Origin of the sequence: Pelagibius sp. 7325 (assembly GCF_037652055.1) — a bacterium.
Classification (GTDB): domain Bacteria; phylum Pseudomonadota; class Alphaproteobacteria; order Kiloniellales; family Kiloniellaceae; genus Pelagibius.
Map to the genome: position 1 here is coordinate 22,052 of NZ_JBBKAH010000014.1, position 22,996 is coordinate 45,047.

The 22,996-nt window shown below is 65.9% G+C and carries 22 protein-coding genes; 13 read left to right on the forward strand and 9 right to left on the reverse strand.

Features of this window, described 5'->3' with window-relative positions; all coding sequences use genetic code 11:
* Nucleotides 1-15: 15 nt before the first annotated feature.
* Nucleotides 16-495, reverse strand: coding sequence for a CBS domain-containing protein (locus WDC82_RS23690; protein WP_340119897.1), 480 nt, complete (start codon nt 493-495; stop codon nt 16-18).
* Nucleotides 496-640: 145 nt separating this feature from the next.
* Here WDC82_RS23690 and WDC82_RS23695 point away from each other — a divergent pair, with 145 nt between their 5' ends.
* Entirely contained in the window at nt 641-1,402 is a 762-nt protein-coding gene (locus WDC82_RS23695; RefSeq protein ID WP_340119898.1) for a hypothetical protein, read from the forward strand.
* Nucleotides 1,403-1,419: 17 nt separating this feature from the next.
* Here WDC82_RS23695 and WDC82_RS23700 read toward each other — a convergent pair whose 3' ends face one another.
* A complete protein-coding gene (locus WDC82_RS23700) occupies nt 1,420-1,854 on the reverse strand; it encodes a PPC domain-containing DNA-binding protein (protein ID WP_340119899.1) in 435 nt (144 codons plus the stop codon).
* A gap of 94 nt (nt 1,855-1,948) precedes the next feature.
* Complete coding sequence (locus tag WDC82_RS23705; protein WP_340119900.1) at nt 1,949-2,620, reverse strand: lipid-binding SYLF domain-containing protein; 672 nt, start codon at nt 2,618-2,620, stop codon at nt 1,949-1,951.
* 201 nt (nt 2,621-2,821) lie between these two features.
* On the opposite strand from WDC82_RS23705, the gene WDC82_RS23710 reads away from it, so the two are divergent.
* The 6 genes from WDC82_RS23710 (at nt 2,822) to WDC82_RS23735 (ending at nt 8,916) form a co-directional block, all read left to right on the forward strand.
* Nucleotides 2,822-3,289, forward strand: a complete 468-nt coding sequence (locus WDC82_RS23710) for a (2Fe-2S)-binding protein (protein ID WP_340119901.1) — start codon at nt 2,822-2,824, stop codon at nt 3,287-3,289.
* On the forward strand, nt 3,289-4,290 hold the full coding sequence (locus WDC82_RS23715; RefSeq protein WP_340119902.1) for a xanthine dehydrogenase family protein subunit M: 1,002 nt from the start codon (nt 3,289-3,291) through the stop codon (nt 4,288-4,290). Before WDC82_RS23710 ends, WDC82_RS23715 begins: the two co-directional genes overlap by 1 nt.
* Nucleotides 4,290-6,581: a xanthine dehydrogenase family protein molybdopterin-binding subunit gene (locus WDC82_RS23720; protein ID WP_340119903.1), complete on the forward strand. Its 2,292-nt coding sequence runs from the start codon at nt 4,290-4,292 to the stop codon at nt 6,579-6,581. The genes WDC82_RS23715 and WDC82_RS23720 overlap by 1 nt, the downstream gene beginning before the upstream one ends.
* A 104-nt stretch (nt 6,582-6,685) precedes the next feature.
* Nucleotides 6,686-7,120, forward strand: coding sequence for a DUF3618 domain-containing protein (locus WDC82_RS23725; protein WP_340119904.1), 435 nt, complete (start codon nt 6,686-6,688; stop codon nt 7,118-7,120).
* 12 nt (nt 7,121-7,132) lie between these two features.
* Nucleotides 7,133-8,095 carry a YihY/virulence factor BrkB family protein gene (locus WDC82_RS23730; RefSeq protein WP_340119905.1) on the forward strand — a complete coding sequence of 321 codons (963 nt, stop codon included), beginning with the start codon at nt 7,133-7,135 and terminating at the stop codon, nt 8,093-8,095.
* 38 nt (nt 8,096-8,133) lie between these two features.
* Entirely contained in the window at nt 8,134-8,916 is a 783-nt protein-coding gene (locus WDC82_RS23735; RefSeq protein ID WP_340119906.1) for a phosphatase PAP2 family protein, read from the forward strand.
* 64 nt (nt 8,917-8,980) lie between these two features.
* Here the strand turns inward: WDC82_RS23735 and WDC82_RS23740 are convergent, their stop codons facing one another.
* From WDC82_RS23740 to WDC82_RS23760, 5 genes are all read right to left on the reverse strand, one after another.
* Complete coding sequence (locus WDC82_RS23740) at nt 8,981-9,832, reverse strand: SDR family oxidoreductase (RefSeq protein ID WP_340119907.1); 852 nt, start codon at nt 9,830-9,832, stop codon at nt 8,981-8,983.
* 170 nt (nt 9,833-10,002) lie between these two features.
* A complete protein-coding gene (locus WDC82_RS23745; RefSeq protein WP_340119908.1) occupies nt 10,003-10,617 on the reverse strand; it encodes an exopolysaccharide biosynthesis protein in 615 nt (204 codons plus the stop codon).
* 133 nt (nt 10,618-10,750) lie between these two features.
* On the reverse strand, nt 10,751-11,746 hold the full coding sequence (locus WDC82_RS23750) for an alpha/beta hydrolase (RefSeq protein ID WP_340119909.1): 996 nt from the start codon (nt 11,744-11,746) through the stop codon (nt 10,751-10,753).
* 5 nt (nt 11,747-11,751) lie between these two features.
* The gene (locus WDC82_RS23755; RefSeq protein WP_340120000.1) at nt 11,752-12,588 is read right to left on the reverse strand and encodes an amidohydrolase family protein; all 837 of its coding nucleotides are present in this window, start codon (nt 12,586-12,588) and stop codon (nt 11,752-11,754) included.
* A gap of 130 nt (nt 12,589-12,718) precedes the next feature.
* On the reverse strand, nt 12,719-13,489 hold the full coding sequence (locus WDC82_RS23760) for a helix-turn-helix domain-containing protein (protein ID WP_340119910.1): 771 nt from the start codon (nt 13,487-13,489) through the stop codon (nt 12,719-12,721).
* Between the two features lie 278 nt (nt 13,490-13,767).
* Between WDC82_RS23760 and WDC82_RS23765 the strand changes: the two genes are divergently transcribed.
* Together WDC82_RS23765 and WDC82_RS23770 are read left to right on the forward strand one after the other, a co-directional pair.
* On the forward strand, nt 13,768-14,865 hold the full coding sequence (locus tag WDC82_RS23765) for a tricarboxylate transporter (protein WP_340119911.1): 1,098 nt from the start codon (nt 13,768-13,770) through the stop codon (nt 14,863-14,865).
* A 79-nt stretch (nt 14,866-14,944) separates the two neighbouring features.
* A complete protein-coding gene (locus WDC82_RS23770; RefSeq protein WP_340119912.1) occupies nt 14,945-16,939 on the forward strand; it encodes a tripartite tricarboxylate transporter permease in 1,995 nt (664 codons plus the stop codon).
* A gap of 19 nt (nt 16,940-16,958) precedes the next feature.
* Here WDC82_RS23770 and WDC82_RS23775 read toward each other — a convergent pair whose 3' ends face one another.
* The gene (locus tag WDC82_RS23775; protein ID WP_340119913.1) at nt 16,959-17,663 is read right to left on the reverse strand and encodes a TetR/AcrR family transcriptional regulator; all 705 of its coding nucleotides are present in this window, start codon (nt 17,661-17,663) and stop codon (nt 16,959-16,961) included.
* Between the two features lie 197 nt (nt 17,664-17,860).
* Here WDC82_RS23775 and WDC82_RS23780 point away from each other — a divergent pair, with 197 nt between their 5' ends.
* The 4 genes from WDC82_RS23780 to WDC82_RS23795 all read left to right on the forward strand — a co-directional run bounded on the left by WDC82_RS23780 (nt 17,861) and on the right by WDC82_RS23795 (nt 22,947).
* Complete coding sequence (locus WDC82_RS23780; RefSeq protein WP_340119915.1) at nt 17,861-18,724, forward strand: xanthine dehydrogenase family protein subunit M; 864 nt, start codon at nt 17,861-17,863, stop codon at nt 18,722-18,724.
* 3 nt (nt 18,725-18,727) lie between these two features.
* Entirely contained in the window at nt 18,728-19,213 is a 486-nt protein-coding gene (locus WDC82_RS23785; RefSeq protein ID WP_340119916.1) for a (2Fe-2S)-binding protein, read from the forward strand.
* A complete protein-coding gene (locus WDC82_RS23790; protein WP_340119918.1) occupies nt 19,210-21,591 on the forward strand; it encodes a xanthine dehydrogenase family protein molybdopterin-binding subunit in 2,382 nt (793 codons plus the stop codon). Before WDC82_RS23785 ends, WDC82_RS23790 begins: the two co-directional genes overlap by 4 nt.
* An 84-nt stretch (nt 21,592-21,675) precedes the next feature.
* A complete protein-coding gene (locus tag WDC82_RS23795) occupies nt 21,676-22,947 on the forward strand; it encodes an ABC transporter substrate-binding protein (protein ID WP_340119919.1) in 1,272 nt (423 codons plus the stop codon).
* The last annotated feature ends 49 nt before the right edge of the window (nt 22,948-22,996 follow it).

The window sequence follows — 22,996 nt, forward strand, 5'->3', positions numbered from 1 at the left end:
GGGGCACCCCCGCTGTTACTCCTTGAGGCGCGGGCGAAGCGAATAGCTGTCCGGCTGATGCAACTCGCTGCCACCGCGCCGGCCGGGGGTGGTGACGACATGTTCCGATGCCGATGCCTCAGGCTCTTCACCGACGCGTTTAAGATCCTCCGCCGTCACCAGACCGCATAAGCGCCGGTGATCGTCCAGCACGAGCAATCGCGTGAAGCCGCGTTCCCGCATGATCGTGCGGGCGGTTTCGATGTTTTCGGTCGGCCGGCAGAAGGCAATCTCGGCCGACATGTGATCACGCACCGCCTTTCGCGAGAGGTCGTTGTCTTTCTGCGAGGCAGTCGCCTCGATGTCGTCCGGCGTCAGCAGCCCGACGATCTCGTCGCCGTCCACTACGGCAAGGGCGCTGAGACGATACTGCCGCATTCGGATGCCGGCATCGAGCAGGTTTTGGTCTAGGTGAACAACCTCGGAAGTCGGCTGCATAAATTCTTTGACTTGCATTGCCTCTGCTCCCCTATCGGTGAGGCGGAACAATTCTTGCGCAGAAAGGGAACACTCCCCATGGATATTCGGTTCCTCATAAGGCACTCCCAGTATGAGGGCACTTCCATGATGTCTTCAGGATATCTCTGTCGATCTCACCCGCATGACCGCGCCGTCGCGGCTGGACTTCGTCATCGCGGAACCGAGTCCGGCCCTGCGGGCCGGCAAGCCGGCGCGACCTATGCTGCATGCCGGGGAGGGGGAAGCCATGCCTGAAGCCAGCAAGCGCAGTCTCGCCCGTGTCCTGCTGCAGCGCTATCCGAAGAGTCCCGCCGATCGGCTGAAGATCGAGGTCAGTCAGGACAAGCCGGCGGTTCTCTTCCGATGGCTCGTCGCTTCTCTCCTGTTCAGTGCCCGTATTGGGGCGGATCAGGCGGAGTCCGCCGCAGGCGCGCTGTTCGCGCAGGGGTGGCGCACGCCGCAGAAGATGGCGAAAGTGACCTGGGCGCGGCGGGTGAAGGTGCTGAACCGCGCCGGTTATGCGCGCTATGACGAAAGCACTTCCCGGTATATCGCCGATAGCACCGAGATGCTGCTGGAGCGCTACGGCGGTGATCTGCGCCGTCTGCGTCAGGAGGCCGGGCACGATCCGGCACGCGAACGCATGCTCGTGAAGCAGTTCAAAGGCATCGGCGACGTCGGCGCTGATATCTTCTTCCGCGAGGTCCAGTGCGCCTGGCCGGAACTCTATCCTTTTGCGGACAAAAGGGCGCTGCAGGCGGCGGCCAAGGTGGGTCTGGGCAAGGACGCGGCGGACCTCGCCCGCGCTGTCGAGAGAAAAAGCGATTTGCCGCGGCTGCTCGCCGCCCTGGTGGCTGCCGATCTTGCCAAGAAGCTCGACGACGTCCGCCGCGAGGCTGGCTGACCCCCGCACTGGCGGCGCTAGATGCTGATGAGCGCTAGGCCGGTTTCCTTGTCCTTGCACCGCCGCAGGTGAGCCGGCGTCTCGTGCAGCACAACCTCCAAGGTCGGGCGCACTGTCCCTTTCAGCAGGTGGCCGCCCAGCGCGCTGCCGTCGCGCCGCGATACCACCACATGGGGATGCAGCGCGGGCGCATCGTCGGCGCCGACAGCGATGTCGCCCAGCAGCGCCACAACCTCGACCTGCTCGTCAACGGGAATTTCCTCATAGTCCTTGGATTCCCAATCAAAAAAGCCCAGCGTCACGCGCTGAAAGGCCCCGATCCCGGTGAATTGCGCAGCGGTCAGTTTTTGCTCCTGCGCGAAGGTCGTCAGATCGCGTACCACTTCGTCGCCGCTGTCGAATATGACGGCGAAGCTACGCAGATCGCCGTCATTAAGCTGCTTCCACTTCATCTGTGACCTCCACGGTGAGTTGCCGTTGCCGGAGCCGAGAAACCCGCGGCGCGTGCACGCCGCGGGTTCCGGCTGGTTGGGCAGAGTCTATCTGCTATTGCCGCAGGGCTTCCTGCAGCCTGTCGTTGTCGGCGCTTTCCACGCCGCCGCGCAGAATCACCTCGGGGGTCGCGTCCCCGCTGTAGTAGGCGCGGTTTGCTTCCTCATCGACGGAGATGTCGGAGGCGCTGATCGAAGCGCCGACGAAGGCGCCTTCCTTGTCGGACCATACGACAACGTCGTTATCCGCGAGGTCGGCCTGCGCCGAAGCGTGGTAGTCGACCAGCGTAACGCCGGCTTCAGCGTCGAATGAGAAGTCGTCGCTGGACCGGAAGCGCTCGATGGCAGCGTCGGACATCAGGATCATGGCGACGGCACCTTGCTCGCCGCCCCCCTGCGCGCCGATGCTGACCGAACCCAGCGAATAGAATGCGGGCTCGCTCCACTCGGAGTTCTGATGAGACAGCAGAACACCATCGCCGCCCTGGGCGCCGACGATGAAGGCGCCCTTCAGAAGGTCAGGCACGACGAACACGCCTTTGGACTGCTCCAGCAGGCCCGAGAGGCGTTGGTCGGCTTTCATCTGCTCGACCACCGCAGTGGCATTGCGGACGGTCTCGGCGGCATCACCGCGCGCTTCCACCTGGTCGCCGGCGGCCATCGCGGACCCGGCGCTCAGGGCCGCGGCAATCGCGGCGGAAGAGACGAGTATCCGGGAACGGGTCATATCATTACTCCCTTGGTTGCTTTGGTCTGACGGCTTTCTGAAGGACCAATTCGACCCGGCGCCCATGAGTTCCAGAACCGTGCGTAGCTTTCGCTTCGAAAGGGTGAGTCGGCGCGGCCAGCCTTTTTCCCGCGAACTAGGGAACGATGCGGCGTTGAGGGGTGTTTGCAATGCAGTAACCCGGCGTTCAGAGGACCTTCCATGGACATTACCATAAACGGCAGTCGCTACGATCTTGAGGTGGATGCGCGCACGACCTTGCTCGATGCCTTGCGCGAACACCTTGACCTCACCGGGACGAAGAAGGGCTGCGATCATGGTCAGTGCGGCGCCTGCACGGTGCAGCTCGGCGAGCGGCGCGTGCTTTCCTGTCTTACCCTGCTGGCGTCGGTTCGCGAGCCGGTCACAACGATCGAGGGCCTGAGCCCCGATGACGGCGTGCTGCATCCCGTGCAGCAGGCCTTCATCGACCAGGATGCCTTTCAGTGCGGTTACTGCACGCCGGGCCAGGTGATGGCTGCGGTCGGCTGCCTTGAGGAAGGACATGCCGACAGCGATGACGAAATCCGCGAATACATGAGCGGCAACCTGTGCCGCTGCGCCGCCTACCCGCGCATCGTGGCGGCCGTTCGGCAGGCGCGCGATGCGGCAATGAGGGACTCCGACTGATGCGCTCCTTTCACTACGAACGCGCGCAGGATATCGATGCAGCGGTTCAGAGCGCGGCCGACGCGAACGCCTCTTATCTTGCCGGCGGCACGACCTTGCTGGACCTGATGAAGCTCGACGTTCTCAGGCCCTCGACGGTCGTTGACATCGGCAGCCTGGAAGACCACTTCGGTTCGATCGAGGTGAACCGCAGCGGACTGAAGCTGGGGGCGCTGGTGCGCATGGCGGATGCCGCGGAACACCCTGAGATCCGGCGCGACTACCCGATGATCGCCCAGTCGCTCGAGAAGGCGGCCAGTACTCAGCTGCGTCACATGGCGACACTGGGCGGCAACGTGCTGCAGCGTACCCGCTGCGCCTACTTTCGCGATCCTGACACCAGCGCCTGCAACAAGCGCGTGCCGGGCAGCGGCTGTGCCGCGCTTGAGGGCCTCAACCGCACACATGCGGTGTTGGGCACCAGTTCGCAATGCATCGCCACCTACCCGGGCGATTTCGCCCAGGCCCTTATCGCGCTGGACGCCAGTGTGATGGTCGCTGGTCCGGAGGGGCCGCGCAGCCTGAGCTTTGAGGATCTTCACGTTCCTCCCGGGGAAACGCCGCATATCGAAACCGTGCTGCAGCCGGGTGAGTTGATTACCAGCTTCTCGATCGAGGCCGCGCCCTGGACGCGCCGGTCGATCTTCCTCAAGGTCCGCGACCGGGAGTCCTTCGCTTTTGCTCTGGCGTCCGCGGCCATCGCCCTGGACATGGATTCCGCTGGGGGGAAGGTTCAGGCGGCGCGGATCGCGCTCGGCGGCGTGGCGACGCGACCGTGGCGCAGCCACGAGGCAGAGGCTCTGCTGGTCGGAAAGCCCTTCTCTCGCGAGCAGGCGGAGATGGCGGCGGAGGCGGCTTTCTCCGGCGCCGATCCGCGGCCGGACAATGCCTACAAGATTGAACTGGGGCGCCGCTGCCTGACGGCGGCCCTGTGTCGCGCGGCAGCAATGGAGCTCTCCTGATGAATGCGAAGAACGCCTCGGCGGAAAGGGCGGCGGGCGCAGATGTGCCGCGCGTCGACGGCCGGCTGAAAGTGACGGGTGCTGCCCGTTATGGTTCGGACGTTAAGGTCGACAAGCCTGCCTACGCCTACCTGCGTACCAGCGCGATCGCGCGCGGCCGCATCGCGCGGATCGATGAAGGGGCGGCGCGCGACGTGCCCGGTCTGCTCGACATTCTCACCTACGAAAACGTCGGCGAGCGGGTTGGGCCTGGTGATTTCTTCGCCTCCGGCGGCTACTTCAGCTCGACCATGCGGCCGCTCAGTTCACCCGAGGTGCGCCACGCCGGCCAGATCGTTGCCATGACGGTGGCGGAGAGCTTCGAGGCGGCCCGCGAGGCAGCGCAGCGCCTGGAGATCAGCTATGACGAGGAACAGCCCGCAGCGGGGTTCGACGCCGCGTGCGCGGAGACCGAGCCCGTGGCGGATGCCATGTCGAGCCATCAGGATCCCGCCGTTGGCGATGCACAAGAGGCCTTTGAAGCATCGCCCGTTACTTTGGATGCGCGCTACGAAACACCGACGCAGCACCATAACCCCATCGAGCTGTTCACCACGACCTGCGCCTGGGACGGCGACCAGCTGACGATCTGGGAGCCGAGCCAGAACGTCTATGGCGTGAAGCACGGCATCGCGCAACAGCTGCAGATGGACCCGGAGGACATCCGGGTCGTGTCGCGCTATGTCGGCGGCGCCTTCGGATCACGCGGCTCCCTCACGCAGCGGACGGCGCTGGTCGCCCTCGCGGCGAAGCGCCTGCAGCGTCCGGTGAAGCTGGCGGTCAGTCGCGCCCAGGGATTCACCATCGCCACCTACCGCGCCGAGACGCGCCACCATGTCCGCCTGGGCGCGGACAGGGATGGTCGCCTCCGCGCGCTGATGCACGAAGGCTGGGAGGTGACCAGCCGGCCGGACCCCTACAATGTCTCGGGCACCGAGGTCACGACCCGGCTTTATAATTGTCCGAATGTCTGGTCGCGGGTTTCGATCACCCATGCCGATCGCAACACCCCGGGCTTCATGCGCTCGCCGCCGGAGGTGCCTTATCTGTTCGCGCTCGAATCGGCGATGGACGAACTGGCGGTGGAACTCGGCATGGATCCGGTCGAGCTGAGGCGGGTGAACGACAGCAACAAGGAGCCGATCGGCGGCCTGCCCTGGACCAGCCGCGCGCTGATGCCCTGCTTCGACGCGGCGGCGGCAGCCTTCGGATGGCAGAACCGTGATCCGCAGCCCGGTGCGATGCGCGACGGCGACTGGGACCTGGGCTGGGGCTGCGCGGCCACGATGTATCCCACGGTGATCGCCCCGGCGGCGGTGCGCGTGACCGTCACGCCGGAGGGCAAGGTGCAGGTAGGCTCGGCGGCCCATGATATCGGCACCGGCGCCTATACGGTGGCGGCGTTGACGGCGGCGGAGTTGCTGGGCGTGCCCGTCGAGGATGTGACTGTCGAACTCGGTGATACCGCATTGCCGGCCGGCCCGATTGCCGGCGGCTCGAACACGACTGCGAGCCTCTGCAACGCCATTGCTCAGGCCTGTGGCAAGATCGGGCGGCGGCTTGCCGAGGCCGCGGTTACGGCGGATGGTCCCTTCGCCGGTATGAAGGCGGCCGACCTCACCCTGACCGACGGCCGCCTGCACGGCCCCGGCGGGCACAGTGAGCCGCTGCGAGAGGTGCTGCGCCGCACCGGAGAGGGCGGCATTACGATTGAGACTGAAAATCTCCCGGACGGTGTGAAGCCTGAGGGCCTGCAGCAACTGCACCGTGGCCTGCCGGCCTTTACCGGCGGCACCGAACGCAGCGACAGGGTCCAGGCCGCCTTCGGCGCCATTATGGTCGAGGTCCGGGTTCACCGCCAAACACGGGAAATCCGCTGTCCGCGCGCGGTCGGCGCCTTCGCGGCCGGCCGCATCATCAGCCAGCGGACGGCGGAAAGCCAGCTGATCGGCGGGCTTATCTGGGGCATATCGGCCGCGCTCCACGAGGCGACGGAGATCGATCGCCGCACGGCCCGCTACGGCAGCACGGATCTTGCCGAGTACCTCATCCCGGTGAATGCCGACATCGGCGACATCCAGGCTATCACCCTTCGCGAGGAGGACTACGAGATCAATCCGCTCGGCATCAAGGGGTTGGGTGAGCTTGGCAATGTCGGCACCAACGCCGCGGTTGCCAACGCGGTCTACCACGCGACCGGCATCCGCATCCGCCAATTGCCGATCCGGATCGAAAACCTGCTCGCCGGCTAAAGGCGGGCCCAATTGTCCGACCGCCGGGGGCATGGAACGGAAACCGGCCCCGGGGCGTTGCTTCGATACCCGTTCCATTTAAACGGCATCAGCGAGCAGGAGCCATGGGAAGCAACGCCGAGACCAGACAGCCTGCCTCACCCGATCAGCTTGAGCAGGAAATTGCCGACACTCGCGCCGAGATCGATCGGAAATTGGCCCTGCTGCAACAGCATTTCTCGCCGCGCCAGGTCGCCGGCCAGTTGACATCCGCGGTGGTCAGCCAGGGTGGTATCTTCGCCCGCAATCTCGGCGTCACTCTGCGCGACAATCCGGTGCCGGCAATTCTTGTCGGTATCGGTCTGGCCTGGCTCATGATTGCGAGCAGCCGCGACCAGAGACCCGCAGCTGTCCGGCGGGATGCCGCCGATTCTCGTGCGCCAAGGGCGGCCGCCGCGCTGGCCGTGATTGAAAGGGGCGGGGCTCGTCAAGCTGCCCTGGGAAGTCCCGGGGGCACAGGCACAGCCGAGCCCACGGCCGCTCAGCGCGGCGCCGGCTGACACGGCGCAACGATGTCGAAGTACTATGCGGGGGAGCGGGGCGAGTATGCCGACCGGCCCCTCGCGATCCCCCGGCGCGGCTGGTGGCAGATCTTGAAGCGGGTCTACGGCGAGATGGCCGAGGATCGGCTGTCCATCATTTCGGCCGGCATCAGCTATTATTGCCTGCTCGGCGTCTTCCCGGGCATCGCCGTGCTCATCATGCTTTATGGCGTGTTCAGCGACCCCGCCGAAGTGCGCGACCGGCTGGCGACCTTCAGCGACGTGTTGCCTGCGGATGCCTATGCCATGCTGGTCGATCAGCTCGACCGTATCCGCGACAGTGCGGGCAGCGAGCTGGGCTTCGGTTTGCTGGCCAGCTTCGCACTGGCCACCTGGGGGGCATCACGTGCCGTCCAGGCGCTGATGATTGCGATGAACGTGGCCTACCAGCAACCAGAGCGGCGCGGCGTCATTCGGCGCAACCTGGTCGCACTGGGCCTTACCCTCGGGGGCGTCTGCTTCTTCATTCTCTCGATCACCGCGATCGCCGCCCTGCCGGCCGCCGCCGCCGTGCTGAACCTCGGTCGACTGGTTACCTTTGGTTTGGGCGTGCTGCAGTGGGGGGCGCTGTGCATTGCCGCGATCTTCGCGCTGGCGGTGCTCTATCGCGTCGCGCCCTGCCGCGCGTCGCCGCGCTTCCGCTGGGTCACACCGGGTGCCATCGTCGCCACGCTGCTGTGGATGGTGAGTTCTCTGCTGTTCTCCTTCTACGTGGCGAATTTTGCGCACTACGATCAGACCTTCGGGTCGATTGGTGCGGTCGTGATCCTGCTGTTGTGGTTCTACATCTCGGCTTTCGCGGTCTGTCTCGGCGCCGAAATCAACGCCGAGCTGGAGCACCAGACCTACCGCGATACGACGACCGGCCCGACCCGGCCGATCGGGGAGCGGGGTGCTTACGTTGCCGATAACGTGGCACCGCCACCCCGCTGATGCGACTGTCGCGCCTATCCCTGCGCCGGTTACAGGGGGTGCTGCGCGACTCCGCGGAGACGTTGCGCGCGCAAAAGCTGCGATCCAAGACTTTGGCCAGAATCGGCCTGCGGGAACTTTGGCTGATGATCTTGCTCTGCCTCATGGCGGGCGGAATCTGGACGTTCGTGGGTATCGCCGACGAGATATCCGAGGGGGAGCTGGAGAACTTCGACAGAACGATCCTGCTGGCTTTGCGCACGGCGGACGACCGGCAAGACCCGCTGGGGCCGGTGTGGTTCGAAGAGGTAATGCGAGACGTCACGGCGCTCGGCGGAAACCTGGTGGTCGGTTTCGTCACCTTGGCATCCGCCACCTATCTGCTGCTCCTGGGCAAGCGCAGGGTCGCCGTATTCGTGCTGTCGGCGATCGGCTCCGGTGTCATGGTCGGCTCGTTGCTGAAGGCCGGATTCGGACGTCCTCGACCGGACCTGGTGGAGCATGCGACGGCTATCTATACCAGCAGCTTCCCCAGCGGCCATTCCATGACCGCCGGGATCGTCTATCTGACTCTCGCTGCGGTGCTGATCCGGGTGCAACGCCGCTGGCGGCTGAAGCTCTATCTCCTGGCACTCGCGGTGCTCGTCACGCTCAGCGTCGGCGTCAGCCGCGTCTATCTCGGTGTCCACTGGCCGAGTGACGTGCTCGCCGGCTGGGCGGCCGGCGCGGCCTGGGCGATCTTCTGGTGGTGCCTTGCGCTGTGGCTGATGCGGCGCGGGGCCTTGGAAGAGGGATGGGGAGAGGCAGGGCGGATCCCGCCGGGGCGGGGAGAGAGCGGGTGACCGGTCACCCGCTCCCGCCTGCCGCGCCCGGACATGGGTGGGATCGGAAGCGGGCCTCCTTGCGTCATGAGCCGACGATGTTGCCGCCGTTGGGGTGCAGGACCTGCCCCGTCATGTAGGAGCCCTCTTCGCTGGCGAGGAAGACGTAGCAAGAGGCAACCTCGTTCGGCTGGCCGGCACGCCCCATCGGCGCCGAGGACCCATGCCGCGCGACCTTTTCAGCGTCGAAGGATGCCGGAATCAACGGGGTCCAGATCGGTCCCGGGGCCACCGCGTTCACCCGGATGCCGCGCTCGACGAGCGCGCCGGCCATCGACCGGGTGAATGAGACAATGGCGCCGCGCGTCGCGCTGTAGTCGACCATATCCGGGTAGCCCTGGTAGGCCGTGATGGAGGTCGTGTTCACGATGGAGCCGCCGGCCCCGATATGTTCGAGCGCAGCTTTGGTCATGTAGAAGTAGCCGAAAACATTGGTCTTGAACGTGCGCTGCAATTGTTCGGCGGAGAGGTCGCGGAAGTCCGACACCTCGTGCTGTTCGGCGGCATTGTTCACCAGGACGTCGAGCCGGCCATATTCCGCGATGGTGCGCTTCACCGCCTCGCGGCAGAAATCCTCGTCGCCGATGTCGCCGGCGATTTGAATGATGTCACTCCCTTCTTCCCGAACCGCACGACTGGTTTCTTCCGCGTCCTGATCTTCTTCCAGGTAGACGATGCCGATCGAGGCACCCTCGCGCGCCATGGCGACCGCTACGGCGCGGCCGATGCCGCTGTCGCCGCCGGTGATCAGAGCGACTTTTCCATCAAGGCGTCCGCTGCCGGGAAAGCGCGGCATGTAATCGGGCGGCGGATCCATTCTGTCCTCACGCCCCGGTTGGCGCTCTTGATGCTGGGGCGGCTGCTGCGTTTTATCCATTGTGGATCCTTTCCCAGCCTTGTTGATGGCTGTCGCGAGCGGTTGGAAACGGCAGCGGGCGACCGCTGCCCTTTCATCTCAAAACCGCGTCCGCGGCAAAGGGTTCCTGCCCGATTGTGCGCCCGCCGTGTCAAAGCGGCGCCCCTCTTGCGACGCATCCGGGCTCGGCTTCACAGCAAGGTGCGATAGACGACCCAGCCGGCGCCCAGCGAGAAGCCCAAGGCGATCAGCGACAGGAGGCCGTCGCGAGCGATCAATGCCAGGCCGAAGATCCCGATAGCGGCCCAGGACACGCTGCCGGCGAAAGGAACGATCTCCAGAGGCGGCACCGTCAGCGCGAGCAGGATGCAGGCAAAAGCGGCGAGGTGAACGAAGGGCTCCCGGGTCAAGCCGGTCAGGCGGGGGCGGATCAGCTTGTCCGCCCAACGTGCCGGCCGCTGCAGGACATCGGCCGACTTGCGAAGCTTGTCCGGTTTGACGCTGCGCCGCAGAATCATATCGGGCAGCCAGAAATGGTCGAGCCCGATGACAAGTTGCCCGGCGATCACGATCACCACCGCGGCCATGGCCGTCGGCAAGCCGGGAATGCCGCCCAGCGGCGTGAAAGCAATCAAGGCCGGAAGCAGCAGGAAAGCACCGAACGAGCGGGTCCCGATACGGTCCAGAAGATCGCCCACCGTCACCTGGCGGTCGGCCGCATCTGCGGTGTCGCCGATCTCCTCGAGCAGACTCTCGAGGTCGTCCAGCGATCTGGCATCATCGGGTCTGGGCGAAATCTCTCCCATTTCATGGCAACGAACCGCGGAGGGCGATGTTCCAGCCGTGCCAGCATCACAGCAAAGAAAATGAGGACGTCTCCGCTACCCGTGGGGTCTACTGCGGGGGCAACGGCCGTGGCGCACGTCCGAAGGAAGCACCCTAGCGCCGGAGGAATGACTGGATTTTCTCGATGGCAGCCGTGCGTCCCCGTTCGGGGCGGTCCAGGATGATGTAGTGGGTCGCATTCTCCGGCTCCCACAATTCGACCTCCTCGGCATGCACCAGGTCGTCACACAGGCTGGCGACGTCGTCCTTGCGCGAAAAGTAGTCGAGGCCGGGCCGGATGATCAGAACCTTGGCGTAAACCTGGCTGGCGTGGACGAGTTTCTGGCCGCGGCCCATGTAGTAGCTGTCCTCGAGCATGCCGTTGGGGCTGCGATAGGTCGGCGGTTCGCGGGTCATCGCGGTGGGGTCGCCGTCGAGCAGGGCCTGCGCGAACGCGCGGGCGACGGCGGGGTCGCGCCAGGCGTTCTTGTCCGCGATGGGGATCGACTGGTCCCATTTGTCCATGAGCATCTGTGGATCGTTGTAGCTGTAACCGCCGTAGTGCGCGGCGTTGAAATGCCCCGGCTGCTTGGGGTCTTCCAGAGGGTGGTTCCGATAGCGGGGATGCTCCGAGCTGCCGCCATAGAGCACGTTGTAGAGCACGAGGTGGCTGACCTTCTCCGGCCAGATCGCGGCGTGCATCAGGACCACGGTGGAGCCAACGCCCCAGCCCATGAGGGCGACCCTGTCAAAGCCGGTCGCCGCGCGCAGGGCGTCGACTGCGGCATCCACGTCGCGCACGATCTCCATGCAGCGCGAAAGCGGCGCCGATTCCGATGGCGGGCGATCCATGGCCGCCGGCCGCTGCGAGCGCCCGAAGCCGCGCGCATCCAGAATGAAACAGACATGGCCGGCGAGGGCGAGATCTTGCGCCAGCGAGCCGTTGGGCACCGGCAGATCGTACTCGCTCAGTCCCGGAATACGCGTACCGTGCAGCAGGACGATGGGCGTGCCTTTGGTCACGGCAGGCCCGGCAGGCTTTACCTCGCGCACGGCGATTGTCACGTCGTCGACGGTTTGAAGCTCGAGATCGCGGCGTGTCACCGGCATGGGTCTTATTCCTGGCGAAAATAGAGGTCGTAGGCCGTGCGGTCGATCGCCTGGCGCACCACAGGGTCAGGCACGATCTCGCGATAGAGTTCGACGGCCTTGGCGTAAGTAACGCTGTCCTCGTAAGCGGCGAAGGGCCAGTCGCTGCCCCATAGCAGGCGCTCAGGGCCGGCGCGGTCGATCAGCGCCTCGGCGAGCGCTCTTGCCAACGTCGGCTGCTGCAGCCGGAAGGCAGCCGACAGCTTCACCCAGGTATTGCCGCGCTCCACCGAGTCGAGAAGCCGCTGGAAGCCCGGTGAACTGGTGCCGGCGGGCGCCGGCGGGCGACCGAAATGATCGATGACCAGCTTGGGCCCGGCCCGTTCGAGGTGGTCGAGAAATTGCGGCAGCCGGTCGCCTTCGTCGTGCAGGTGGACGTGCCAGTCGAGATCGGCCACGCGCCGCAGCAGCTTCTGATAGGGGAAGGAGGCGAGGTCCGGCGGTGCCTCGACGTTGCGGAACTGCAAGCGGATGCCCACGACGCCGATGTCCTTCATCATGCGCAGGATGAAGGGGTCGATGTCGGGTTGCACGATGACCGTGGTGCGCAGCCGCGGATGGCGCCGCACGGCTTCCAGCATGTAGTCGTTGTAGTCGCCGTTGATGCTGGCGGCGGCGAGGGCCGCGTAGCGCACGCCCGCAGCGTCAAGTTCGGCGATAAGATCTTCCAGCGTGGCATCGCGTGTCGGTCGATGCCATGCCGTTGACGGCATCGGCATGTCGAGGCGGTAAATGTGGGCGTGGGCATCCACCAGCGGCGCATCCTGCGTCGCCGCGCCGCCCGGCTCCGTTGCCTGATTCACTGCATCCAAGCGCGTGCTATCCTTCGTGGTTTTCCCGCGGACGGGATGGCATGAGCCCTGCCTAACAGGTGTTCTGTTCGCTGACAAGATAGCTTCAACTATCAGAACGACGGCACGCCGTGGCGAGGGCTCAGGCGGACTGGATGCCGGCGAGATCGAGCTCGTGCGACAGCCGGCGCGCGGCGTTGCGCAGGTAGGCGCCTTTGCGCTCGCCCGCGTCGTCCCCCATCATCGCGCGGGTGTCGAGGAGGGCGAGCGTCGCGATCAGCATACCGTTCCTGGCGAAAACCGGCGCCGCGAGGCCGAAGAGTCCCTCTCGGATATGCCCCGTCGACCATTCGTTGCGGCTGATCGCCGTGAACTCCTCCGGGTGATCGGCGCTGAGCTTCTTGTAGGCACGGGCGAGGGCGCCGTTGCCGGCGCGGCGCTCGGCCGGCGCGAAGACGGTTGCGATCTTGCCCTGCGCGGAGCCTTCGAAGGGCAGCACCGTGCCGGGGCGGATAGCGATGGTGACGGACGAGTCGCTGTCGGTGGTTTTCAGCACCACGGGGCCTTCCGCATCGACCCGCGACAGGATGACCGTATGCCCGAAGTGGCTGCGCAGGTCCGCCATGATCGGCTGCGCCACGGTGACGAGGTCGAAGCGCTCGCTGATCGTCCGGCAGAACGCCAGCAGCTTCTTGCCGACCTCGTATTCACCGCCCGCTTGCGGGCTTGCCACGTAGTCGCAGGCCGCCAAGGTCTGCAGATGGCGATAGATGCGGCTCTTCGAGGTGCCGATATCGCGCGCCAGGTCGCTGATGCTGACCGGGCCGTTGCCGGCGGCGAGGCGCTCGAGGATCCGCACCGTCAACAGCACCGACTGGGTGCCATCGCCGAGCGACTTGGTGACCGGTGGCACGTGAGCTCTCCTCCTGCTGGCAAGCCGGCGGCGGCTTGACCGCGCCGACCGCCGGTGATAATGGTTTTGATAGTTAGATCATATATTTCATCTATCAGAACAATGCAAGGGAAGGGAGGCGACCGAAATGACGATGGACTCCCCGAACGACGTGGCGTCCCGGCGATGCCGAGGGCGGCGCCGAACGACCGCGTGAACGCCGCAAAGGCAAGCCTGCCACGCCCCGCCAGAGAGTGCCGGGCGCGGCGGTGGAACGAAAAAAGGTGAGGAGCCCCGAGATGAACATCAGTCGTCGAGAGATTCTAGGATGGACCGTGGCCGCCGGCTCGGTTGCCGTGCTGCCCGGCTGGGCCGCCGCGCAGGGTGCGGTGTCGTTTGCCGGCAAGACGGTGGAATGGACGATTCCTTTTGGCGAGGGCGGCGGCAGTGACGCCTGGGCGCGGTTCTTCGCGCCCTATCTGGCCAAGCATCTGCCCGGCAATCCGACGGTGCTGGTGCGCAACGTGCCGGGCGGCGGTGGATTGTCCGGCGTCAACGCCTTCGCACAACGCCCTCAGGACGACGGCCTCGCCATCCTCGGCGTCTCGGGCTCCAACCAGTTCCCCTATCTGCTCGGCGATCGCCGCGTGCAGTACGACTACAAAGACTTCACGCCGGTCCTGGTGTCGCCGACGGGGGGTGTCGTCTACATCCCGGGCGACTACGGCGTCGCGGACATGTCGCAGGGCAAGGCGCTGCTGGAGCGCGAGTTCGTCTTCGCCAACACCGGCGCGACCTCGCTCGATCTTGTGTTGATGCTGGCCTACGATCTCCTCGGCCTCAAGGTGCGGCACGTCTTCGGTATGTCGAGCCGCGGCGAGACGCGCCTGGCGTTCGAGCGGGGCGAAGCCAACATCGACTACCAGACCTCGTCCAGCTACCTTGCCAACATCGTGCCGCTGGTCGAGGCCGGCAAGGCGGTGCCGCTGTTCTCGCTGGGGGCGCTCGACGCGGACGGCAATGTGGTGCGCGATCCCACCTTTCCGGACATTCCGCACTTCCTGGAAGCTTATGAGATGATGTACGGCAGGCCGCCGGAGCCGAGCGAGAAGCTCGACGCCTATATCGCGTTCTTCAGCGCGGGCTTCCCGGCCCAGAAGATGGTGGTGCTGCCGAAGTCGGTGGCGCCCGAGATCGTCGAGGCCTACCGCACGGCCTTCGCCAACGCCGTTGCCGATCCCGATCTGCAGGCGAATAAGGAAAAGGTGCTTGGTGCCTACATGCAAGGGACCGGGCCTGCCGCGCAGCGCCTCTTCGCGATCGCGACCACGATCTCGCCCGAAGCCAAAGCCTGGATGCAGGACTATCTGCGGACGAACTACAACGTCCAGATCTAGCCGCATGTAAACCTGTCCGCTCGGTCCCTCCGGACCGGGCGGCAGCCGGTCGAAACGCACCAGTCCCTTTGGGTGCCCTGTGGTCGATACCTTTTTCACCGCCCTTGCGACCCTTCTGACTTTTCAGCATATGACCGCGCTGTCGACGGGCGTGGTGCTGGGTCTCGTCGTCGGCGTGCTGCCAGGGCTCGGCGGCATTGTCGGCCTGTCGCTGCTGCTGCCCTTTCTCTACGGCATGGAAGCGACCCACGCCTTGGCGATGATGGTCGGCGTGCTGGCGGTCATCCCGACGTCGGACACCTTCGCCTCCATCCTGATGGGCATTCCGGGTTCGACGGCAAGCCAGGCGACGGTGCTGGACGGCTTCCCGCTGGCGAAGAAGGGTGAGGCGGCGCGCGCGCTCGCCGCCGCCTTCGCGGCCTCGATGGTGGGGGGCGTGTTCGGTGCCCTGGTGCTGACCGCCTTCGTGGTCATCGCGCGGCCCGTCATTCTCAGCTTCGGAACCTCGGAGCTCTTCGCCCTTACCATCTTCGGGCTCTCCATGGTCGGCGTGCTGGCCGGCACCAGTCTGACCAAGGGTATAGCGACGGCGGCCCTGGGGCTGGTATTCGGCATGGTCGGCGACGCGCCGGCCACCGGCGAGTACCGCATGGAGTTCGGCTCGCTCTACCTGATCGACGGCGTTCCGCTGGTCATCGTGGCGCTCGGCCTCTTCGCCGTGCCGGAGATCGTCGACCTGCTGCGCAGCCAGTCGAGCATCGCCGGCAGCACTCACACGCTGGGCAAGGGCTGGCGCCAGGGCTTGCGGGACACCTGGGCGTGCAGGTGGCTGGTGTTGCGCTGCTCGGGCCTCGGCACGCTCATCGGCGCGATGCCCGGCCTCGGCGGCTCGGTGGTGGACTGGATCGCCTACGGCCACGTCGTGCAGATGTCGAAGGACCGCAGCGAATTCGGGAAAGGCGACATCCGCGGGGTGATCGCGCCGGAATCCGCCAACAACGCCTGCGCCGGCGGTACGCTGATCCCAACGCTGCTGTTCGGCATCCCCGGCTCCGGTGCGACGGCGGTGTTTCTCTCCGCGCTCATTCTCATCGGCGTGCAGCCGGGCCCCTCGATGGCCGATCCGGCGCGCGACCTCGACCTGACCTACACCGTGGTCTGGTCGCTTGCCGTGGCGAGCGTGCTCGGGACGGCGCTGTGCATTGCGCTGGCGCCTTACATCGCCCGCCTGACGACGATCCCCTACGCGTTGATCGCGCCTTTCATGATCATGATCGTTTCCTTCGCCGCGTTCCAGGCGACGCGCTCGCTTCAAGACATGATCGCGCTGCTCGTGATGGGGGCGATCGGCATTTTCCTGCGGCGCTTCGGCTGGCCACGTCCAGCCTTCCTGATCGGCTTCGCCCTGGCCACCCAGTCGGAGCGCTATCTCTATCAGGCGGTGCAGTTCTCCGGCTGGGGCTTCATGGGACGGCCTCTCGTCCTGCTGATCATTGCCGTCACTGTCCTGTCGATATGGCTCAGTGTGCGCAAGCGCCCCGGCGAGGCCGTCGCCGCGGTCCATACCGAGGGCAGCTCGGCGCTGGCCGGGCCGGGCCAGGTCTGGCCGCAGGTGGCCTTCGCCGCGGCGACCACGGCGGCCTTCGCCTTCGCGGTGGTCTCCGGCCTGTCGGTATCGCTGCTGGCGGCGATCTTCCCGATCGCCATCGGCCTCGTCGGGATGGTGGCCAGCGGCTTCGTCCTACTGCCGCTGCTGCGGGGAAGACTTACGACCAGCGCCAACTTCGATGCCGAACTGGCGCCGCGCGAAAATGACGTGAGAGGCGGCGCCTGGGCCATGCTTGGCTGGCTTGCCGCCTTCGTTGCGGCGATCGCCCTCCTTGGGTTCTTTGCCGCCCTCATCGTCTTCTTCGTTGTGTTCCTGCGTGTCATGGCCCGGATTTCCTGGGCGCGCATCGCTCTGCTGACCGGCGTGGCCTGCGCCTTCATGCTCATGCTGATCCGGGCGCTCAACCTCGTGCTGCCGGGCGGTCTGCTGCAGGCTTACTTTGATCTGCCGTGGCCGTTTCGCTAGCGGATCGGCGCACGGACGATCAGTGAGCGGGCTGTTCGGCCTGGGTCTCTACCAACTGCCGTTGCACCGGCTCGACTCCGGCGAGAAACACGCGGACCTCGTTGTCGATGGCGACATCGCTGTCGGCGGCCGACGTCAGGTTATAGACGTAGCGTCGGATCGCGCGATAGAAGAAGCTGCCGTGCAGGCCCCAGGCGAGCTCCAGCTCCTGCTCGCCGATGGGCACCTCGTTCGGCGAGGGAAGGCCGTGGGCATGGCGCAGCTCAGTGCAGATCGGGCGCAGCACCTTGTCCTTGATGCCGCGGAGATAGCGGTCGTTGATGTCGACGCCCTTCAGGCCCGAGTAGACGAACATCCGTACCCAGACGTAGTCGTACACGGCGCGCGAATATTCCCGGTAGAACCGGCTCAGGCGGTCGGCTAGCGGCATCTGCCGGTCGGTGATGAGGCTTTCCCAGTCCGGGTTCCACCGCTGCACGTAGACCTCTTGGTACACGCGCTCGATCAGGCTCTCCTTACTGGGGAAGTAGCGATAGAGCAGAGGCTGGGTGATGCCGATGCGCTTTGCCAGATCGCGCGTCTTGCCCTCGAAGCCCTGCTCGGCGAAGAAACGCACCGCTTCGGCGACGATGTGGGCTTCCCGTTCGTCCGGGTCCATCCGCTTCTTCTTCGGCGCCGCGGCTTTGGGCGCCTTGGTCTTGGGGCTGTCGAGCAATCCGGTCATCTGGCCTTCGGCATCGCTTCAGGGGTTCCGGGCCCGCTGCCTCACCCGGCTGCAATCGGTTGCGCCACGGCACGCAGGCGTCGCCGGGGACACTTGATAAGAGTTGACAGCTAAATTATCAATCGATAGATAATAAATGATCAAACGATAAATAAGAGGCATCCCTTAGGGTGCCCGCCGGGATGGGGAGGATGCGCTTGAAACCCCGCGCATTCGAATATGTCAGGGCAGTGTCCCTGCAGGATGTCTTCGCCGTGCTCGACAGCCACGGTGACGAAGCCAAGGTTCTGGCTGGTGGGCAGAGCCTGGTGCCGGCGCTGAACATGCGCCTGGCCGCCCCTGAGATCGTGATCGACATGAACGCCGTCGCCGAGTTGCGCGGCATCGCCGTAACCGGCGGGATGCTGCGCATCGGTGCCATGAACCGCTACGCCGAGGTGGCGGCCTCGGAACTGGTGGCGCGCCACGCGCCGCTGCTCGCCCGTGCAATTCCCTTCATCGCTCATCCGGCCATCCGCAACCGCGGCACCTTGGGCGGGTCGTTGTGCAACGCCGACCCGGCCTCGGAATTGCCGGCCTGCGCGCTGGCGCTGCAGGCGATGTTCCATCTGCGCAGCTCCGCGGGAGAGCGCTCGATTGCTGCGGAGGAATTCTTCGCCGGCACCTACACGACGGTGCTGGAGCCGACCGAGGTCCTGGTTTCCGTGGACGTTCCGCTGGCAGCGGCGGACTCGGTTTCGTTCTTCGACGAAGTGGCGCGCCGCCAGGGTGACTATGCCATGGCCGGCCTCGCGGCCTGTGCCGTGCGGCGCGGCGGCGTGCTTCGCGACGTGCGGCTGGCCTTTTTCGCTGTTTCCGACATGCCGCATCTGGCGGACGCCGCCATGGCAGAGGCGGAAGGCCAGCCGGCCGCGGATCTGGACGTCGAGGCGGTCTGCGCGGCCCTGGGTAAAGGCTTCACGCCGCAGGAGGATCTCACCACCTCCGGGGCCGCCAAGTTGCACCTCATGAAGGTGCTGACGCGGCGCGCGCTCACGGCCTTTGCCGGTGGAGAAGCCTGAGCCATGGTGAAACCCGTCATCGTCAACCTTACCGTGAACGGCGAACCGGTTAGCCGGGCCGTGGAGCCGCGTCTGACGCTGGCGGATTTTCTGCGGGACGATCTGGGCCTCAAAGGCACGCATGTCGGCTGTGAGCACGGCGTCTGCGGCGCCTGTACCCTGCGGCTGGACGGCGTCGCGGTGCGCGGCTGCCTGACCCTTGCCGTGCAATGCGAAGGCGCCGCGGTCGAGACCATCGAAGGTGTCACCGAACGCGGTGTCCTGAAAGACCTGCAGGACGAGTTCGTCGCCCGCAACGCGCTGCAGTGCGGTTTCTGCACCCCGGGCATGCTGATAAGCGCCGGCGAACTGCTGGAGCGCAATCCATTGCCGAGCCGAGAGGAGATCCGCGAGCAGCTTTCCGGCAACTACTGCCGCTGCACCGGTTATCAATCCATCGTCGATGCCGTCGAGACCACGGCACGCAAGCGGTCAGGGCAGAACACATGACCGACCGTCGCGCCATGACCGTGCTCGACCGCCCGAACTCCTATATTGGCCGAAGCGTGCCGCGGCCCAACGCCGCGCGCCTGGCTCAGGGGCGCGGCACCTACGTCGACGACATCGTGCTGCCGCGCATGGTGCACCTGGCCTTCTGCCGCAGCCCTTACGCCCATGCGGAGATCCTCTCCATCGACACGGCGGCCGCCGCCGCGCTGCCCGGCGTCGTGCGCATCGTCACCATGGCGGACCTCAAGGACTACTGCACGCCCTGGGTCGGCATCCTGGATCACCTGAAGGGCATCAAGTCCGCGCCTCAGTGGCCGCTCGCCAACGGCAAGGCCTTCTTCCAGGGCGAGCCGGTGGTGGCGGTGGTCGCCACCAGCCGCGCCCTCGCCGAGGACGCCGTCGACCTGGTGGAGATCGACTACAGGGAACTGCCGGCCGTCGCCGATATGGAGACAGCGCTGGATCCGGATACGCCGGTCATCCATCCGGAACTGGGCGACAATCTCTGCTTCGAGCGCCGCATCGACGCCGGCGACGTGGAGGCCGCCTTCGCCGAGGCCGCCGTGGTTGTCGAGGAAACCCTGCATTTCAACCGCCATACCGGCGTAACCCTGGAGCCGCGCTCCATCGTTTGCGACTTCAACCCGGCCGAAGAAACGCTGACCCTCCACATGTCGGTGCAGTGCCCGCACATGTCGAAGAACCTGTACGCCAAGCACCTGGGCCTGGACGAGGATCGGGTGCGGGTGATCTGCAAGGACGTGGGCGGTTCTTTCGGCATCAAGATCCACACCTATTCCGACGAGATGACCGCGGGGGCCCTCTCGGTCATGCTGAGGCGTCCGGTAAAGTTCGTCGCCGACCGGCTGGAATCCTTCACCACCGACATCCATGCGCGCGACCATCGGGTGACGGCGAAGATGGCGTTCAATGCGGAAGGCGAGGTAACCGCCATCGACATGGACGACCTCACCGGCATCGGCCCCTATTCGGTCTATCCCCGCAGCAGCGGCATCGAGCTGAACCAGGTCGCCAACCTGACGGGCGGCCCCTACAAGCACCGCAACTACCGGGTCCGTGCCCGTGCCGTTTTCCAGAACAAGGGCGTCATGTGCCAGTACCGCGGTGTCGGCCATCCGATCGCCGTCGCGGTCGGCGAGGCGTTGATCGACAAGGGGGCGGCGGCCCTCGGGATGGACCCTGCCGAAGTGCGGCGGCGCAGCTTCATCGCGGACGACGCCTACCCCTACACCTCGCCGTCCGGGGCGATCTACGAGCGCCAGTCGCACCGCGAGAGCCTGGCAAAGCTGCTGCAGACGATGGACTACGAGGGCCTGCGCCGGGAGCAGCAGGAACTGCGCGGCCGCGGCGTCCACCGGGGTATCGGCTTTGCCAGCCTGATCGAGGTGACCAACCCCAGCCCGGCCTTTTATGGTGTCGGCGGCGCGCGCATTGCCTCGCAGGACGGCTGCACCATCCGCCTCGACCCGACAGGCGGCATCACCTGCGCCACCGGTGTCACCGAACAGGGGCAGGGCACCGAGGCGATCATCGCGCAGATCGCCGCGACCGCCGTGGGTGTTGAGCCGAGGCACGTGCGCGTCATCACCGGCGACACCGACGTGGTCCCCTACGGCGGGGGCACCTGGGCGTCTCGCGGCGCCGGTATCGGCGGCGAGGCGGCGCTGCAGGCCGGCAAGGAACTGCGCCGCAACATCCTCGCGGTCGCGGGCGCCATTCTGCAAAGCACGCCGGAAAGCCTCGACATCCGCGACGGCGTCATCGTTGATGAGTCCGACGGCACCGAGCGCATGCCGCTGGCGGAGCTGGGCCGCCTGGTCTACTTCCGCGGCGACACCCTGCCGCCGGATCTGCAGCCGGAGCTGGTTGCGACCAGGCACTACACGTCGCGCAGCTACCCCTTCGCTTTCACCAACGCGGCCCATGCCTGCTACATCGAGGTCGATGTCGAGACCGGCCTGCTGAAACTGCTGAAATACTGGGTCGTGGAGGACTGCGGCACGGTGATCAATCCGCTGCTGGTGGCGGAGCAGACCCGGGGCGGCGTGGTGCAGGGGCTCGGCGCGGCGCTTTACGAGGAATGCCTCTACTCGCCGGAGGGGCAGCTGCTCAACGGCTCGCTGGCGGACTATCTGCTGCCGATGGCCGGAGAAATGCCCGATATCGTGGTGGAGCATGTGACGACCCCCACCGAGACCAGCGAGCTCGGCGCCAAAGGCGTCGGCGAGGCGGGCACGGCGGGGGCGCCGGGCGCCGTGATGAACGCCCTGAACGATGCTCTGCGGCCCTTCGGGGCGCGGCTCGCGCACATGCCGTTCACGCCGGATAAGATTTTGAGGGCACTGGGTAAGATCTGAGAGAAGAACGCCGGGCAAGACGCAAGAAGCGACGCAATGAACAGCCCGGCGGTGGGAGCGACATCAGTCCAAGGAGACGAAACTATGGGTGACCACGAAAAGAGCAAGACAGGCATGGTAGCGCGGGGGTTCAGCCGACGTTCCATCCTGAAAGGGACGGCCGCCGGCGCGGCTGCGGTGGCCGCGGGCCCGGCCCTGTTCAACATCGCCCGCGCGGCGGAGGAGACGATCCGCATCGGCTTTCCGGTGCCGCTGACCGGTCCTTACGGATCGGAAGCGCAGGAACAGGCGCGCTGCGCACAGATCGCCGTTGACCAGTTCAACGCCGCGGGCGGCCTCAACGGCCGTATGGCCGAATTGCTGGTGCGTGACGATAAGCTGAAGCCCGGCGAGGCGGCGACGCGGACTTTGGAACTGATCGAGAAAGACAAGGTCCACTACGTCTGCGGGTCGCTGTCTGCGTCGGTGCAGCTTTCGGTGAACGCGGTGACCAAGGCGCGCGGCATCATCTACGTATCGATTTCGCAATCCGATGCCATCAACGAGGCGCAGGACTTCTCCAAGTACACCTTCCACGAGGCGATGAACCCGCATATGACGGCCGGAGCGGTCGGCCGCTATGCCTTTCCGAAGCTCGGCAAGCGAGTCGCCTTCCTGATCGCCGACTATGCCTACGGCCACGAGATGGTGCGCGGCTTCAAGCGGGCGGGTGAACCGCACGGCATCGAAGTCGTCGCCGAGGTGACCCATCCGCTGGCGAGCAAGGACTTCTCCACCTTCCTGCCGCAGATCATGGCGGCCAAGCCGGACGTGCTCTGCCTCTGCAATTTCGGCTACGACCAGATGAATTCGCTGAAGCAGGCGACCGGCTTTGGCATGAAGCAGCAGATGCAGGTGCTGGCGCCCGCCCTGCTGTACAACCAGCGCCGCGCGGGCGGTGCCGCCGCCTACGAGGGAGTCATCGGCGGCGCCAACTACCACTGGACCCTGGAAGAGTCGGTGCCCAGCGCCAAAGCCTTCAATGACGTTTACCGCAAGAAAAATGACGGGGCGCCGCCCTCCGACTATGGCGCCTACGGCTATGCCGGCGTCGGCGCCCTGCTGGACGGCGTGAAGCAGGCGGGCACCACGGACACCGATGCCGTGATCGCCGCCCTGGAAGAGCTGAAGTACGACAAGTACAAGGGAACCCAGTACTATAGAAAGTGCGATCACCAGTCGGTGCAGTCTGTTTTCATCGTGAAGTCGAAGTCGGAAGCGGAAATGGCGAACGAGTACGACGTGTTCGAGATCGTCGACACCGATCCGGCATCCGAGGACATGCTGCGCAGCTGCGCGGAACTGGGCCACGCCTGACCGCCGGAACGACCCGCCCCCGCCGCGCAGTGCGCCGCGGGGGCGCTCG